The sequence below is a fragment of the Ramlibacter sp. genome (assembly GCF_050250995.1).
GTDB lineage: Bacteria > Pseudomonadota > Gammaproteobacteria > Burkholderiales > Burkholderiaceae_C > Ramlibacter.
In genome coordinates this window covers 376,217-390,869 of the sequence record NZ_JBFWNP010000001.1, presented here as the reverse complement: position 1 = coordinate 390,869, position 14,653 = coordinate 376,217, and the positions used below count along the sequence as shown (strand labels likewise).

At 68.8% G+C, this 14,653-nt stretch carries 11 protein-coding genes; 7 read left to right on the top strand and 4 right to left on the bottom strand.

Features of this window, described 5'->3' with window-relative positions; translation table 11 throughout:
• The first annotated feature begins 239 nt into the window (after positions 1 to 239).
• Positions 240 to 1,883 carry an AMP-binding protein gene (locus tag AB7E83_RS01850; protein WP_428564704.1) on the top strand — a complete coding sequence of 548 codons (1,644 nt, stop codon included), beginning with the start codon at positions 240 to 242 and terminating at the stop codon, positions 1,881 to 1,883.
• Here AB7E83_RS01850 and AB7E83_RS01845 read toward each other — a convergent pair.
• Positions 1,867 to 2,727, bottom strand: coding sequence for a MaoC/PaaZ C-terminal domain-containing protein (locus AB7E83_RS01845; protein ID WP_428564701.1), 861 nt, complete (start codon positions 2,725 to 2,727; stop codon positions 1,867 to 1,869). The two genes, AB7E83_RS01850 and AB7E83_RS01845, sit on opposite strands and share 17 nt — an antisense overlap.
• Positions 2,728 to 2,740: 13 nt before the next feature.
• Complete coding sequence (locus AB7E83_RS01840) at positions 2,741 to 3,658, bottom strand: SDR family NAD(P)-dependent oxidoreductase (protein ID WP_428564698.1); 918 nt, start codon at positions 3,656 to 3,658, stop codon at positions 2,741 to 2,743.
• A gap of 154 nt (positions 3,659 to 3,812) precedes the next feature.
• Between AB7E83_RS01840 and AB7E83_RS01835 the strand changes: the two genes are divergently transcribed.
• Positions 3,813 to 4,979, top strand: a complete 1,167-nt coding sequence (locus AB7E83_RS01835) for a flavin reductase (protein WP_428564695.1) — start codon at positions 3,813 to 3,815, stop codon at positions 4,977 to 4,979.
• 12 nt (positions 4,980 to 4,991) lie between these two features.
• On the opposite strand, the gene AB7E83_RS01830 is transcribed toward AB7E83_RS01835, so the two are convergent.
• Positions 4,992 to 6,365: a 4-hydroxyphenylacetate 3-hydroxylase N-terminal domain-containing protein gene (locus AB7E83_RS01830; RefSeq protein ID WP_428564692.1), complete on the bottom strand. Its 1,374-nt coding sequence runs from the start codon at positions 6,363 to 6,365 to the stop codon at positions 4,992 to 4,994.
• A 222-nt stretch (positions 6,366 to 6,587) separates the two neighbouring features.
• Between AB7E83_RS01830 and AB7E83_RS01825 the strand changes: the two genes are divergently transcribed.
• From AB7E83_RS01825 to AB7E83_RS01805, 5 genes are read left to right on the top strand one after another with little or no spacing between them, the layout of a single operon-like run.
• Positions 6,588 to 7,763 (top strand): ABC transporter substrate-binding protein, encoded by a 1,176-nt coding sequence (locus tag AB7E83_RS01825; RefSeq protein ID WP_428564689.1) that lies wholly within the window; start codon positions 6,588 to 6,590, stop codon positions 7,761 to 7,763.
• 4 nt (positions 7,764 to 7,767) lie between these two features.
• Positions 7,768 to 8,943 (top strand): acyl-CoA dehydrogenase family protein, encoded by a 1,176-nt coding sequence (locus tag AB7E83_RS01820; protein WP_428564686.1) that lies wholly within the window; start codon positions 7,768 to 7,770, stop codon positions 8,941 to 8,943.
• Positions 8,944 to 8,949: 6 nt separating this feature from the next.
• Entirely contained in the window at positions 8,950 to 10,140 is a 1,191-nt protein-coding gene (locus tag AB7E83_RS01815; RefSeq protein WP_428564683.1) for an acyl-CoA dehydrogenase family protein, read from the top strand.
• A 43-nt stretch (positions 10,141 to 10,183) separates the two neighbouring features.
• On the top strand, positions 10,184 to 11,605 hold the full coding sequence (locus AB7E83_RS01810; RefSeq protein WP_428564680.1) for a 4-hydroxyphenylacetate 3-hydroxylase N-terminal domain-containing protein: 1,422 nt from the start codon (positions 10,184 to 10,186) through the stop codon (positions 11,603 to 11,605).
• Between the two features lie 31 nt (positions 11,606 to 11,636).
• Positions 11,637 to 12,413: an enoyl-CoA hydratase/isomerase family protein gene (locus AB7E83_RS01805; protein ID WP_428564677.1), complete on the top strand. Its 777-nt coding sequence runs from the start codon at positions 11,637 to 11,639 to the stop codon at positions 12,411 to 12,413.
• A gap of 18 nt (positions 12,414 to 12,431) precedes the next feature.
• On the opposite strand, the gene AB7E83_RS01800 is transcribed toward AB7E83_RS01805, so the two are convergent.
• A complete protein-coding gene (locus tag AB7E83_RS01800) occupies positions 12,432 to 14,633 on the bottom strand; it encodes an acyl-CoA dehydrogenase family protein (RefSeq protein ID WP_428564674.1) in 2,202 nt (733 codons plus the stop codon).
• Positions 14,634 to 14,653 lie beyond the last annotated feature (20 nt).

Genomic DNA, 14,653 nt, shown 5'->3' with positions numbered 1-14,653 from the left:
GCGTCCGTACGCGACGCCGCCCATGCCCGCCTGCAGGATGGGAACTTGAATATCGAACAGGTCGCAAAGCGGCGTGCGGATGCTTTTCACGAAATCGGCTCCTCGTTTTCCGGTAGCGGTGATCTTAGGCAGGGCCGATAGGCCCGCAAGTCGTCATTGGCGAATCGCGCGTTCGGCCGGCGCGAAGGGGCGACTCTCGATTGACACTGCACCATGCCCTTTGTAGTGTTCGACCCGCGATGAACACACCCACGCGCTACGCAAGCAATTTCCACGGGGACCGTGCCGAGCGCTGGCGCCGCGAGGGCCGCTGGCCCGACCTGACGCTCGGCGAACTCGCGAAGCGGCGAGCGGAGGAGTCGCCCCGGCGCACGGCCCTCGTCGACGGGCGCGAGTACAGCTTCGCGACCTTCTACGACGACGGCGTGCGGCTCGCGTCAGCGCTCCTCGCGCGCGGGCTGAAGCCGGGCGACGTGGTGTCGTTCCAGCTGCCCAACTGGTACGAGGGCTGCGTGGTCTGCCTCGCCGCGGCGCTCGCGGGCCTGGTGGCCAATCCGCTCGTGCCGATCTATCGCGAAGCGGAGCTGAAGTACATGCTCGCGAACAGCCGCAGCCGGCTCGTGTTCATTCCGGCGATCTTTCGCGGTTTCGATTACCGCGCGATGATCCGGCGCGTGCGCGAGGAAATCGGCACCGATTTCGAGGTCGTGTGCCTGCGCGGCGATGCGCAGGAATTCACGGCATGGAGCGACATCGCTTCGGCCGAACGCGCGGCCTTGCCCGACGTGTCGCCGGACGATCCGGCGCTCGTCCTCTACACCTCGGGCTCCTCGGGCCGCGCCAAGGGCGTGCTGCACACCCACAACACGCTGCTCGCGTCCATCGACGATTCCATCGTCTATTTCTCGGAAGGACCCGAGGACGTGAATCTCGTCGTGTCGCCGATCACGCACATCACCGGCTTCGGCCAGGCCTTCCTGCTGCCGATCACCGTCGGCCTGCATTCGGTGCTCGTCGACGTGTGGGAGCCGGCGGCCGCGATGAAGGCGATGATCGAACGGGGCGTGACCATCATGAATGGCGCGACACCCTTTCTCGCGGCCCTCGCGAAGCAGGCTGCGATGGAGGGCACGAACGTTCCGAAGTTCCGGCGCTACATCTGCGGCGGCGCGCAGGTGCCGCCCGGCCTGATCTTCTCCGCGAGCGAACAGTTCACGAACGCGGTCGTCCACCGCGTCTACGGCAGCACCGAGCTCGGCTGCGTCACCGCCGGCACGCGCGATCGCGGCGAGGTCGAGCTGGGCGCGAACACCGACGGCCGTCTCGGCCGCACGGCGGTGCGCATCGTCGACCCCGTCACCGGCGTCGACCTGCCGCTCGGCAGCGAAGGCGAGATCGTCGCGCTCGGGCCGCAGATGTGCATCGGCTACATCGACCCGGCCGACAACGCGAACGCGCTCGACGAGCAGGGCTTCTTCCGCACCGGCGACCTCGGCCGCATGGAGCGCGAATGCCTCGTCATCACCGGCCGCAAGAAGGATCTGATCATCCGCAACGGCGAGAACATCAGCCCGCTCGAGATCGAGGAAGCGCTGGCCGGGCACCCGGACATCCGCGACGTCGCCGTGGTGGCGATGCCCAGCGAGAAGACGGGCGAATGCGCCTGCGCCTTCATCGTCGCGCGCGGCGACAGGCGCCTGGCGCTCGCCGACATCGCAGCGTTCATGACCGAACGCGGATTCGCGAAGCAGAAGATTCCGGAGTGGATCGAGTACGTGGACGAACTCCCCGTCTCGGTCCAGGGCAAGGTGCAGAAGGTCGAGCTGCGCGCCCGCGCGCGGGAGATCCACGCGCGCGCCGCGGCGCTCAGCCGGCCAGCGTAGCCGCGCCGTTGTTCAGGACCACCACGTCGCGCTCGATCGCGCGTGAGCGGAACTGCACCGCGTTCCCCTGGCGCCACATCTCCGTGCGGATGGTTTCGCCGGGGAAGACCGGCGCCGAGAAGCGTGCGGAGAACGCCGTGAGCTTCGTGGGGTCCGAGCCGCAGAAGCTCTTCATCACCGCGTGCGCGGCGACGCCGTAGGTACACAGGCCGTGCAGGATCGGCTTCGGAAAGCCGGCCTTCTTCGCGACGTCCGGATCCGCATGAACCGGATTGGGATCGCCGGACAGTCGATAGATGAGCGCGGCCTGCGCGAGCGTCGGGAGGTCGCACACGAACCCGGGTTCGCCTTCTGGCACGGGCGGCGGCGCAGGCGGCGCGGGGTCGCTCTTCGCGAGGCCGCCGTCGCCGCGGCAGAACGCGACCTGCACCACGGTCGCGAGCAGTTCGCCGCTCGCCTTGTCCGAGATCTTGCGTTCCATGTAGATGAGCGAGCCCTTGTCGCGGCCCTTGTCGACGACGTCGGTCACGCGCGCGCGGCCGATGGCCGTGCCGGCGACCGGAATGGGGCGGTGGATCCGCACCGAGAGTTCGGCCGCGACCACCTTCACCCAGTCGACGCCGGCCTGCGGGCTTTGCAGCCAGAAGCCCAGCGGCGCGATCACCGTGGGGAAGGTCGGCGCGACGCGCAGGCCGTCCTCGTAGACGAAGCGCAGCTCGTCGCGGTCGAGCGGATCGCAGGCGTAGCCGACGCCGAGCGCATAGAGGATCGCGTCCTTCTCGGTGTACGCGTGCTCGATGTCGGCGAACGTCCAGTTTTTGATCTTGTCGTAGTCGAAGGGCATGGCGGGGCCTCGATCAGATCACCGGGTCCCAGGTGAACACGGTGCCCGACACGTCGAGGCCGTAGAACCCCGGCTTGAGCGCGGGCAGCGCGTGATCCGCGATGGCCTGCGGCGTCCAGCCGCCGGCGTGATGCACCGAGCGCACCGGGCGCGGCTGGCTCATCAGCATGATCTCGTTCGCGCGGACGGCGAACACCTGCGCGTTCACCTCCTTCGCCGCGTCGGTGCAGAGGAACACCGCCATCGGCGCGATCTGCGCGGCCTGCATGAGCTTCGTCTTTTCCACGCGCGCCTTCGACTCCGGCGTGTCCGTCGGGATCGAGCCCGTCATGCGGCTCCACGCGAAGGGGCAGATGATGTTGGAACGCACGTTGTGCCGCGCCATGTCGAGCGCGATCACCTTCGACAGCGACACGATGCCGCCCTTGGCCGCGCCATAGTTGGCCTGGCCCACGTTGCCGATGAGGCCGGTGCTCGAGGTCATGTGGACGTAGGCGCCCGATTCCTGCTCGCGGAAGTAGGTCGCCGCCGCGCGGCTCACGTAGAACGCGCCGGAGAGGTGGACGTCGATCACCGCCTGCCATTCCTCGGGGTTCATCTTGAAGAACATGCGGTCGCGCAGGATGCCCGCGTTGTTGACGACGGCGTCGACGCGGCCGAATTTCTCGATGGCGGTCTTGACGATGCCGCTCGCGCCGTCCCAGTTCGCCACGCTGTCCGTGCTCGCGACAGCCTGCCCGCCGCGCGACTCGATCTCGTCGACGACCTTCTGTGCGGGACCCTTGTCGGCGCCCTCGCCGGTGGTCGAGGTGCCGATGTCGTTGACCACGACCTTCGCGCCCTCGGCGGCCATGGCGAGCGCGATCTCGCGGCCGATGCCGCCGCCCGCGCCGGTAACGATCGCGACCTTGCCCTTCATCATGTTGCCCATTGCGTGCTCCTCGTTCTGGCTGAACCGGCGACGATAGCCCCGTCGGCGCGCCGCTCCAAGGCGTGGAAGCCGAATGCCGCGTTCGCATTTCGCGAATCCGATTGATCGCGGGCGCATCCGCTCTTAGGATGCGCCTTGCAAGGAAGAGCGAAGAATGAATCTGCGAGAGGTAACGGACCGCAAGCGGTTCCGGCAGGTGCTCGGTCAGTATCCGACCGGCGTGTGCGTCATCACCGCGGCGCCGGGAAGCGGAGGACCGGTGGGCATCACCGTGGGCTCGTTCACTTCCGTCTCGCTCGATCCGCCGCTCGTGGCCTTCCTGCCCGACCGTGGCTCGACCGCCTGGGCGCGCATCCGGGAGGCCGGCCGCTTCTGCGTCAACATCCTGAGCGCGCAGCAGGAGTCGGTGTGCCGGCGCTTCGCGACGCGCGCGCCCGACAAGTTCGATGGCATCTCGCACCGGCCCGCCGCGTCGGGCGCGCCCATCCTCGACGGCGCGGTGGCGTGGATGGACTGCGAACTGCAGGCCGTCCACGAAGCCGGCGACCACGACATCGTGGTCGGCCTGGTGCGCGCGCTCGAAGTCGAGTCCGGCGAGCTGCCGCTGCTGTTCTTCCAGGGCGGCTACGGACGCTTCTCGCCGCTCTCCCTGGGGGCTTCCGATCCGCTGGGCGCGATCACCGAACAGTTGCGGCGCGCCGACGTCGCGCGGCCCGAGATGGAGCGCCTGTGCGCCGACCTCTCCGCGCGCTGCATCGCGACGGCGCGCGTGAGCGACGAGATCGTGATCGCCGCGAGCGCGGGCGTGTCGCGCCGCAGCGTGGTGTCCACGCTCGTCGGCCTGCGCCTGCCTTTCATCCCGCCGAGCGGCGCCCCCTTTCTCGCCTGGGCGCCCAAGGCGGAGGTGGAGAAGTGGCTGGAGGCGGGCCCGCCCGAGCTGCGCGAGCCCACGCTCGCTTCGCTGCGGGCGATCCGCGAGCGGGGCTTTTCCGTCGGCCTGCTGAACGAGGCGCAGCGCGAGTTCGCCTCCACCGTCGACCGCCTGATGGCCAACGAGCCGGTGAAGCCCGGCGTCGACCTGCGGGAGGTGATGCTGCGCATGCACTACGACCCGCCGGAGATGTCGACCGATGCGCTCAAGCGCGTGCGGCTGATTTCCGCGCCCGTGTTCGATCGCTCGGGCCAGGTGGCGCTGATGCTGACGCTGTTCGAATTCCCCAAGCCGACGGGCGATGTCGGCGTGCGCTCGTACATCCACCGCCTGCTCGAATCCGCCGAGCGCGTGACCGAGCGCTTCGGCGGCGCGCAGCCGACGATCTGATGAGGCCGGGCTTCAGCCCGGCTTCGCCAGCCCCGCCGCTTCCAGTGCGCGCTGCTTCGCGCCCTTCATGTCGTACTTGTAGTACGTCACGATGCGCTGCGTGTTGAGCCCGCCGCCGCCCAGCAGGTTGGCCATCATGCGGTAGACCCCGGTCGGCGAGATCGTCGCGTCGCGGATCGCGTGGAAGAGCTTCAGGCGGTATTCGCCGTCCACGCCGTCCTTGCCGCTCATGTACTTGCGGATGAAGGGGCCGGTCTCCGGGTTGTCGAGATCCTTCATCGACGGCGCCGTCTGCACCGAGCCGCCCGCGATGTCGTGCAGGTGCCGCACCATCACGTTCCACTCGGCCGCGCCGATGTACTTGCCGACGTTGGCGAACAGTTCGTCGGGCGCCAGCGTGCCGTCGGGCAGCGTCCTGCAGTGCGCGAGCGAGGCTTCGAGCGTCGCGCGCAGCGTCGACGCATGGATCACCATGTCGGTGATCTTCTCCTTGATCGCGCTGGTCTTCTCCAGGCCGTTCGCCTCGGTGATCAGTTGCGCGAGGCCCACCAGCAGGTCCGCCTGCACCACCATGCCGACCAGGCCCTCGATGCGGATCCACAGGCCCAGCGCATGCGCGAACGACGCCGCGCAGTCCGTCTCGCCGTCGAGGAAGATGCGATCGTTCGGCACGAACACGTCGTCGAAGATCACGAAGGAGTGCGACGCGAAATTCTCCGCCGCGAGCGGATGGTCGCGCGGGTCGGCGCCGGGCGCCTCGCTGCCGACGTTCACGATCTTCAGCCCCGGTGCGTTCACGGGAATCGCGAAGGCGATGGAATAGTCCCCTTCGTCGGGCTTCATCGCCTTGGTCGGAACGACCAGCACTTCATGGGCGATGGGCGCGAGCGCGATGTGCAGCTTCGCGCCGCGGACCACCACGCCGTCGGGGCGGCGCTCGACCACGCGCATGTAGGAGTCGGGGTCGGGCTGCTTCGAGGGCGGCAGGCTGCGGTCGCCCTTCGCATCGGTGATGCACTGCATCACGCGCAGGTCGCGCCGCTGCATCTCCTGCACGTAGGCCCGCATCGCCTTGCTGCCCTGCGGCCGGCGCGACTCGATGCGGTCGGCCGCGGTCAGCAGCGTCATCGCCGTCGTCCAGCTGATGGCGGTGAGGAAGTCGAAATTGCTGTCCGCGCGCTGGCGCAGCGCGTCGACCGTCTTGGGCGGCGACAGGAAATCGTTGCGGGCGTTGTCGTCCGCGCTGTAGAGCCGGTCGTAGCCGCGCGCGGCCAGGTCGACCTGCCGCGCGAACGTCGGGTGCGTCGTGACGTCGTCGATGCGTTCGCCGCGGAAGTAAACCTTGCGTCCGTCGGCGAGCGAAGCGCGGTATTGTTGGCCGGTCATCATGATGTCGTTTCCCCTCTGTGCGATTGCCCTGTGATTGCCGTGCGGTTGCCTTGCGTGACGAGCGCGCCGATGCTAGCAGCGGGCTCTTTTCGCGCCGTTCGAATTCCGCGAAAGCGGCTTTCGTGGAAGAAGTGTTGGTGGGCGGGAGCGTCGGCAGTACCGTTTGCCGCGTCTGATTTCATCGAAACGATAACGGGGACAACGATCATGTCGACTGGAATGCGAAAGGCCGCCGCGCGGCTTTTGGGTGGGTTGGCGGTGATGGCCGCCGCATGCGGTGCGTCGGCGCAGGCCACGCAGGGAATCTCCAGGGACGAGATCGTGCTCGGCACGATCCTCGACCTCTCCGGCCCCATCGCCTGGGCCGGCAAGCAGTCGCTCAACGGCCAGCGCATGCGCATCGAGGAGATCAATGCCGCGGGCGGCATCAACGGCCGCAAGATCAAGCTGCTGGCCGAGGACGATGCGTACGACCCGAAGCGCTCGGTGCTCGCCGCGCAGAAGCTCGTGAACAACGAGAAGGTCTTCGCCATCGTGCAGCACATCGGCACGGCCGGCAACGTGGCGACGCAGCAGATCAAGTTCGACCGCAACGTCGTGAACTTCATGCCCGCGACCGGCGCGCGCTCGATGTTCGAGCCGCCGGATCGCCTGAAGGTTGCATTGCAGGTGGCGACCGTCGACGCGATGGAAGCCGGCGTGCGCCAGCTCGTGGGCCAGAGCAAGCACACGCGCGTGTGCGCCGTCCACCAGGACGACGAGTTCGGCATGGAGTACGTGCGCGGCACCGAGGCCGGGCTCAAGGCGATGAACCTGGCGCTGGCCGAGCGTGCGTCGTTCAAGCGCGGCACGACGGACTTCTCGTCGCAGGCCGCGCGCCTGAAGGCCGCGAACTGCCAGCTCGTCGTCATCGGCGCGCCGGTGCGCGAGGCCGTGGGCATCATCAAGGAGTCGCGCAAGCTCGACTTCAATCCCGAGTTCCTGGGCGGCGACGCGACCTACAACAAGGACATGATCGCCCTCGATCCGAAGGCGGTGGAGGGCGTGTACTGCGCGCACTTCATGCTGTCGCCGGCGGCGGATTCGAAGAACAAGCGCATGCGCGACTGGTTCGCTGCCTACAAGGCGAAGTTCGGCGAGGACCCGGGCCAGAGTTCGATCTACGGCTACTACGCGATCGACGTGCTGGCGGCGGCGGCGGCCAAGGCCGGCGCGAACCTCACGACGGATTCCTTCCTGACCGCGCTGGAGACCAACCGTTTCCCGCATCCCTTCGACGGACCGGAGTTCTACATCACCAAGGCCAACCGCCTCGGCATCCACGAGTTCATCCTGTCCAAGGTGGACAAGGGCCAGTGGACGCCGCTGGTGACCGGCATCAAGGCGCCGCGCTGAGTCGATGGACCTGACGTATTCGGCGGAGCAGGCGCTGCTGCGGGAGACGCTGGAGCGGCTCCTTCGCAACGTGTATTCGCCGGAGCAGCGCAAGCGCATCGTCGCGTCGGCCGATGGGCGCAGCCCCGAGGCGTGGCAGGCACTCGCCGACATGGGTTGCTTCGCGCCCGCGTTCGGCGAAGCCAACGACGGCATGGGCGTCGATGCGGTCACGCTGGGCATCGTCGCGGAGTCGCTGGGGCGCCACCTCGTGGTGGAGCCGTTCGCGGGGACGGTTCTCCTGGCCGGACGGATCGTCGAGTCGATGGGCACCGAATCGCAGCAGCGGGCTTTGCTGCCGGGCGTGGTCGCGGGGAACATGCTTCTTGCGTTCGCGCACGACGAGGGGCCGCATGCCTTTGCGAAGCGCACGCTCGCGACCCGCGCGCGCCGGTCGGCCGGGGGCTGGACCCTCGACGGCCGCAAGACGGCCGTTCTCGGCGCGCCCTCGGCGGACTGGCTGGTCGTCTCCGCGCGCGACGAGGCTTCGGACGCCACGTCGCTCTTTCTCGTGAAGCGGGACGCGCCGGGCGTCACGCTCACTGCCTGGCCCACGACGCACGAACAGCGCGCGGCCGACATCGCGTTCGAAGGCGTGCGGGTGTCGGCTGCCGATCGGCTTGGCGGCGACGCCGCGAACGGAGACGCGGACGCCGTCGCGGTCATCGACGAAGCCATCGATTTCGCGACGGCCATGCAGTGCGCCGACGCCGTCGGCGCGATGGATGCGGTCGTTGCGATGACGGCCGAGTACCTGAAGACGCGCACGCAGTTCGGCCAGCCGCTCAGCCGATTCCAGGCGCTGCAGCACCGCATGGCGGACATGGCCGTCTGCGTCCACGAGTCGCGCGCGATCACGCTGCTCGCCCTGCTGCGCGCGCGGGCCGCGCCGCGCGAGCGTGCCCTCGCGGTGTCGTCGGCGAAGGCGAAGGTGAGCGCGTGCGCGCAGTTCGTGGGCCGAAACGCCGTGCAGCTGCACGGCGCGGTCGGCGCGACGCAGGACCTCGTCGTCGGCAACTATTTCCGCCGCCTGACCGCCTTCGAATCGAGCTTCGGCGCCGCCGGCGAGCACCTGTCGCGATACGGTGCGATCATGGGCGACTCGCGCTTTTCCGACCGGGCCCTGCTCGGCTCGCACTGATTTCGCATGGACCTGTCCCTCTCCGCCGACGAGCTCGCCTTCCAGGCCGAGGTGCGCCGTTTCCTCGACGAGCATCTCACGCCCGAGCTGAAGCGCGATGCCGCCGCCAAGAGCACTTCCATCGCGCACCCGGACGTCGAGCGTGCGTGGCGGCGCGTGCTGCATGCGCGCGGCTGGGCCGCGCCCGCGTGGCCGCGCGAGCATGGCGGCACGGGCTGGTCGCTCGCGCAGCGGCACATCTTCGACCGCGAATGCAACCGTGCCGGCGTGCCGCAGATGTTCAGCCTCGGCGCGAACCTGCTCGCGCCCGTGCTCATGAAGTTCGGCACGCCCGCGCAGCAGCGCGAGCATCTGCCCGGCATCCTGTCGGGCGACGTGCGCTGGTGCCAGGGCTATTCGGAGCCCGAGGCCGGCTCCGACCTGAGCTCGCTGCGCACGCGCGCCGTGCGCGACGGCGACGACTACGTCGTCGACGGCTCCAAGATCTGGACCTCGCATGCGCAGTACGCCGACTGGATTTTCGCGCTGGTGCGCACCGATTCGACGCCGCGCAAGCAGGACGGCATCTCCTTCCTGCTGATCCGCATGGACACGCCCGGCATCACGGTGCGCCCCATCCACCTGATCAGCGGCGAGCACGAGATCAACCAGGTCTTCTTCGAGAACGTGCGGGTGCCGGTGGTCAACCTCGTGGGCGAGGAGGGCCGCGGCTGGACCTGCGCGAAATACCTGCTGGAGCACGAGCGCGGCGGCTCCTTCGCGGCGAACGAATTGCGCGGCATGCTCGACCGCCTGGTGCGCATCGCGAAGCACGACGGCGAGAACCGCTTCGAGAGCGATCCGGTGCTCGGGCGCAAGCTGATCGAGCTCGCCGTGGACGTCGATACGCTCGAAATGCTGGAGCTCACCGCGATGTCCGGCGTGGCCGCGGGCGGCGACATCGGCGCGCTGCCCTCGATCATGATCCTGCGGCAGAGCCTCACGCGCCAGGCCATCGATGCGCTGGCGCTGGAGATCATCGGGGCGGATGCGTTGCGCTGGACGGCGGCGGTCGCCGAGGAGTTCACCACGCGCCCGCCGCTCGGCGAGCGCGAGCTCATGATGCCCATCTACATGAACGACCGCATCCACACCATCGCGGGCGGCACCACCGAAATCCAGCGCGGAATCATCGCGAAGCAGTCGCTCGGACTCTGAGCGAACGCCGCGCACGACCGAGCAAAGAACAGGAGACACGACCATGGCACTGAGGACGGGCGAAGAATACATCGCGAGCCTGCGGGACGACCGCGTCGTCTACTACGCGGGCGAGCGCGTGAAGGACGTGACGACGCATCCCTACATCTCGCTGCGCGCGCGCGAGAACGCCAGGCAGTTCGGGCTCGGCGCGAAGGAAAGCCCCGAGCGGCTCGACCTGCGCACGGTCCTGCTGCCCGACGGCGAGCGCGTCCACCGCTGGGCCCTGCCGTGCAGGACGCGCGAGGACCTGCTGAAGTTCGTCGAGATGGAAGAGACGATGGAAGGCGACGCGCACGGCGCGATGACGGCCGGCCTCACCGCGCTGAAGATCCTCGGGCGCAAGATGGACGCGAAGTTCGGCACGGCCTACACGCCGCGCATCGAGAAATACGCCGACTGGTTCGCGCGGCAAGACCTGCACGGCTCCTTCGCGATGACGGACGCCAAGGGCGACCGTTCCAAGTCGCCTTCGCAGCAAGTCGATCCCGACCTGTGGGTACGCGTGGTGGAGCGCCGGCCCGACGGCATCGTGATCAGCGGCGCCAAGACCTCGGTGAGCAGCGCGCCCGTGTGCAACGAGCTGCTGGTGCTGCCCACGCACGCGATGGGCCCGGCGGACAAGGACTGGTCGGTGGCCTGCGCGGTTCCCGCCAACGCGCCCGGCGTCACCATGATCTGCAACTACATCGGTTCGCCCTGGGGCGAGCGCCACCGCTTCGACCGGCCGGTGCATTTCAACGACTCGACGCCCGACGCCACGGTGATCTTCGACAAGGTGTTCGTGCCCAACGACCGCGTCTTCATGGACGGCGAGTTCGAGTACACGCGCGAGATGATCGGCTACTTCTCGACCTTCCACCGCGCCGGCATCCTGGTGAACGAGCCGCGCGAGACGAAGAAGCTGATCGGCGCCGCGCAACTCATGGCGCGCTACAACGGCATCGACGGCGTGGGCAACATCCGCAACGGCATCGGGGAGATGGTGCAGACCGTGCAGATGCTCGACGTGCTGCGCCACACGGCGCTGTCGCGCGTGCAGTTCGTCGAAGGCGTGTGCGTGCCCGATGCGGTCGCCTGCAATCTCGCGGGCCTCACGGTCACGAGCGCGCGGCCGGGCTTCCTCACCTTCCTCTGCGAACTCGCGGGCGGCCCGGTGCTCACCGCGCCCTCGGGGCTCGACCTCGCCAACCCCGAGACCTCCGCGCTCGTGAAGAAATACTACGTGGGCAAGGAGGGCGTGTCGGGCGAAGACCGCCTGCGCCTCATCAAGTACATCTACGACATCGCGGCGTCGGACTCGGCCGCCTATTCGGTGGCGCTCGGCGTCACGGCCGCGGGCTCGCCCTCGGCGCGCCGCGTCGCGGTTGCGCGCGGGTTCGACGTCGAGGCCTGCGTCAACACGGTGAAGCAGGAACTGCAATAGGTTCGGAGCCGAACGGCACGAAGGAGAGCGCATGGACACGGACACCCGTTACGAAGTCAAGGACTCGATCGCCACGATCACGCTCGCGCGGCCGGAGAAGCGCAACGCGCTGACCGTGCAGATGCGCGTGGATCTGACCGAGTATTTCGAGCGCGCGGGCGCCGACCGCGACGTGCGCGTGGTGCTGTTGCGCGCCGAAGGCCCGGGCTTCTGCGCCGGCGCGGACGTCGGCGCCATGTCCGACCTGACGCTGCCCGAAACGCGGCACCGCATGCAGCTGGTCCACCGGCTCATGCTGAACCTCCACTACATCGACAAGCCGGTGATCTGTGCCGTGCGCGGCCACTGCGTCGGCCTCGGCTTCAGTCTCGCGCTCGCGTGCGACCACATCATCGCCTCGCCCACCGCGAAGTTCGGCATGGTGTTCAAGAAGCTCGGCCTCGCGCCGGATGGCGGCGCGCTCTACTTCCTCGCGCGTTCGCTCGGCGTCGCGCGTGCGAAGGAGCTGATCTTTTCCGCGCGCATGCTCGAAGCGGCCGAGGCGCAGTCGATCGGCCTCGTGCAGCGCGTCGTGCCCGACGACCAGCTCGATGCCGCCGCCGCCGACTGGGCGCGCGAATACGCGAGCGGCCCGACGTATGCGCTGGGCCTGGGCAAGCGCCTGTTCGACACGGCCAACTCGCCGAGCCTCGAGACCTTCCTGCAGACCGAGCAGCTCACGCAGGCGCACCTCACGGGCACGCACGACCACAAGGAAGGCGTGGCCGCGTTCCGCGAGAAGCGCACCGCGAAGTTCCTCGGCTGCTGAGGAACGCCGCGCCGCGGCCTAACGCGAGCGCGGCAGGCCCAGCCCGGCCTCGGCGATGATGCTGCGCTGGATCTCGCTCGTGCCGCCGTAGATCGTCGACGGAATCGCGCGCTGCATCATCCACTCGATCGCGCCCTCGGCCTGGCGCTGGATGACCAGCGAGGAGGGCGCCGCCACTTCGAGCAGGCGCGCGCAGCACGACACCCACGACTCGGTGCCGAACAGCTTGGCCATGGGCCCCTCGTGTTTGCGCAGCGTGCCGGCCTCGAAGCCCCAGATGCCGCGCCGGTTGATCGTGTCCTCCACCGCGATGCGCACGGCGGTCTCGGCGAGCGCGAGCCGCACGTCGGTGCGCGCGATGGGCCGCTCGCCATTGCTGCCGTCCCGGGCCCATTCGAGCGCCTGCCGCAGCACGTTGCGCATCGACATGAGGTACACGTCGCCCGCCGACTGTTCGAGCGTCAGCGCGAGCGACATGACTTTCACGCCGCCGTTCACTTCGCCGATCCGATACGCATCCGGCACGCGCACGTCGCTGTAGAACGTGATGTTCGACGCCTCGCCGCCGATGGTGTCGATCGGCGTGAACTGGTAGCCGGCCTGGCGCAGGGGCACGATGAACATCGTGAGGCCCTTGTACTTGTCGGGCGCGGTGCGCACGATGATGAGCCCGAAGTCGGCCCGGTGGCCGACCGAGGTGAAGATCTTCTGTCCGTTGATCAGCCACTCGTCGCCGACCTGAACGGCCGTCGTGCGCGCGGAGAAGATGTCGGAACCGCCGGAGGGCTCGGTGTAGCACAGCGTCGCGAACGATTTGCCGGAGAAGAGCTGCGGCAGCACTTCGCGCCGCGCCGTGTCGGTTCCGAAGCGCAGGACGATCTTGGCGATGAGTTCGGTGGCCGACTGCGGCAGCATGTTCCAGTAGTAGTCGCCGAGCACGTCGCGGATCGCTGCCGCGGCGGTGCCGCTCAACCCGCCGCCGCCGAGTTCCTTCGGCGCGTCGGGATACAGCAGGCGCTCCTCGGCGAGTTCGCGGTAGAGGTCGGGGTCGTAGCCGTCGATCGAGTCGCGCATGAGCGCGTGCAGACGGTCATCGTGAAGGCGCTCGCACACGGCGCGCATGCGCGCGGCGGCGGCTTCGCCCTCGGGGCCCCAGCTGAAATCGATGCCGATTTCTCCCGCGTCCGGGAGATCGGCGGTCGCGCCCGACCACAGTCGGTCGGCGACTTCCAGCAGCGACGCGTCGGCCGGTCCAGCGCACAGCGACCATGCATTGATGCGGCGGAAGTAAAGTGGCGCGTCGTAGTCGAGCGTCATGCCGTAGCCGCCGAATACGCGCATCGCCTTCAAGGCCGCGGGCCGCGCGGCCTGGCCCGACCACCACGCGGCCATCGACACCTTGTCCGCGGCGTCGGGCTCGCCGCGCGCGATCGCGTCCGCCGCGCGCCAGCACAGCAGTTGCGCGCCCTGCACGTCGGTCAGGGCGTCGGCCAGCGGATGCGCGACGCCCTGGAAGGTGCCGATCTTCTTGCCGAAGGCTTCGCGCTCGCTGGCGTACGCCGCCGCGAGCTCGACCGCACGCAGGCCGGCTGCCGCGACCTGCGCCGCATTCAGCAGCTTCCATTCCTCGACGGCCGCGCGGAACAGCGCCGCGGCCTGCGGATGATCGATGCGCTGGCGGGTGGCGGGGGTGAGCGTATCGAGCGTGCGCGCGGGGATCGCGCCGTGAATTGGTTGCTTCGCGGATTCGAGGCCGGACCAGAGCGAGACCACGCCGTCCTCGATGCAGAGGATGGCTTGCGCGACCGCGCCGCCCGGGACCAGCTGCGCCTTGTTTGTCGCCACGTCGTGCAGCGCGAGCGTTGCGATGGCTTCGCCCGATGCGCAGCGCGCGAGCAGTTCGGCGCAGGGCGCCCCCAATGCATCGAGCAGCCGGTTGGCCACGATCGCCTCCACCAGCGGCACGCTCGCGAGATGGCGGCCGGCTTCCTCGGCGACGATCACCGCATGCATGAGGCTGGCGTCCGAGCCGAGTTCGCCCCGCACGCGCAGCATGTGGACCTGCGACTCGGCGAGCGCGTCCCAGAGCCGGCCGTCGAAGCCATCGCCATCGGCCTGCCGCGCGATGACGCGGATGCGCTCGCTCGTGGATTCGTTGCGCAGCAGCCGCGAGAGCGTCTCGCGCAGCAGCTTCTGTTCGTCGGAGAGTTCGAGATGCATGTTTCAGGGGTCCCTCGCGT

Bases quoted from the DNA above. Each gene is read 5' to 3' on its own strand.
- AB7E83_RS01815 (WP_428564683.1), top strand. From the start codon at position 8,950: ATGGACCTGTCCCTCTCCGCCGACGAGCTCGCCTTCCAGGCCGAGGTG.
- AB7E83_RS01830 (WP_428564692.1), bottom strand. From the start codon at position 6,365: ATGACCGGCCAACAATACCGCGCTTCGCTCGCCGACGGACGCAAGGTT.
- AB7E83_RS01840 (WP_428564698.1), bottom strand. From the start codon at position 3,658: ATGGGCAACATGATGAAGGGCAAGGTCGCGATCGTTACCGGCGCGGGC.
- AB7E83_RS01825 (WP_428564689.1), top strand. From the start codon at position 6,588: ATGCGAAAGGCCGCCGCGCGGCTTTTGGGTGGGTTGGCGGTGATGGCC.
- AB7E83_RS01845 (WP_428564701.1), bottom strand. From the start codon at position 2,727: ATGCCCTTCGACTACGACAAGATCAAAAACTGGACGTTCGCCGACATC.
- AB7E83_RS01820 (WP_428564686.1), top strand. From the start codon at position 7,768: ATGGACCTGACGTATTCGGCGGAGCAGGCGCTGCTGCGGGAGACGCTG.
- AB7E83_RS01810 (WP_428564680.1), top strand. From the start codon at position 10,184: ATGGCACTGAGGACGGGCGAAGAATACATCGCGAGCCTGCGGGACGAC.
- AB7E83_RS01805 (WP_428564677.1), top strand. From the start codon at position 11,637: ATGGACACGGACACCCGTTACGAAGTCAAGGACTCGATCGCCACGATC.
- AB7E83_RS01835 (WP_428564695.1), top strand. From the start codon at position 3,813: ATGAATCTGCGAGAGGTAACGGACCGCAAGCGGTTCCGGCAGGTGCTC.
- AB7E83_RS01850 (WP_428564704.1), top strand. From the start codon at position 240: ATGAACACACCCACGCGCTACGCAAGCAATTTCCACGGGGACCGTGCC.
- AB7E83_RS01800 (WP_428564674.1), bottom strand. From the start codon at position 14,633: ATGCATCTCGAACTCTCCGACGAACAGAAGCTGCTGCGCGAGACGCTC.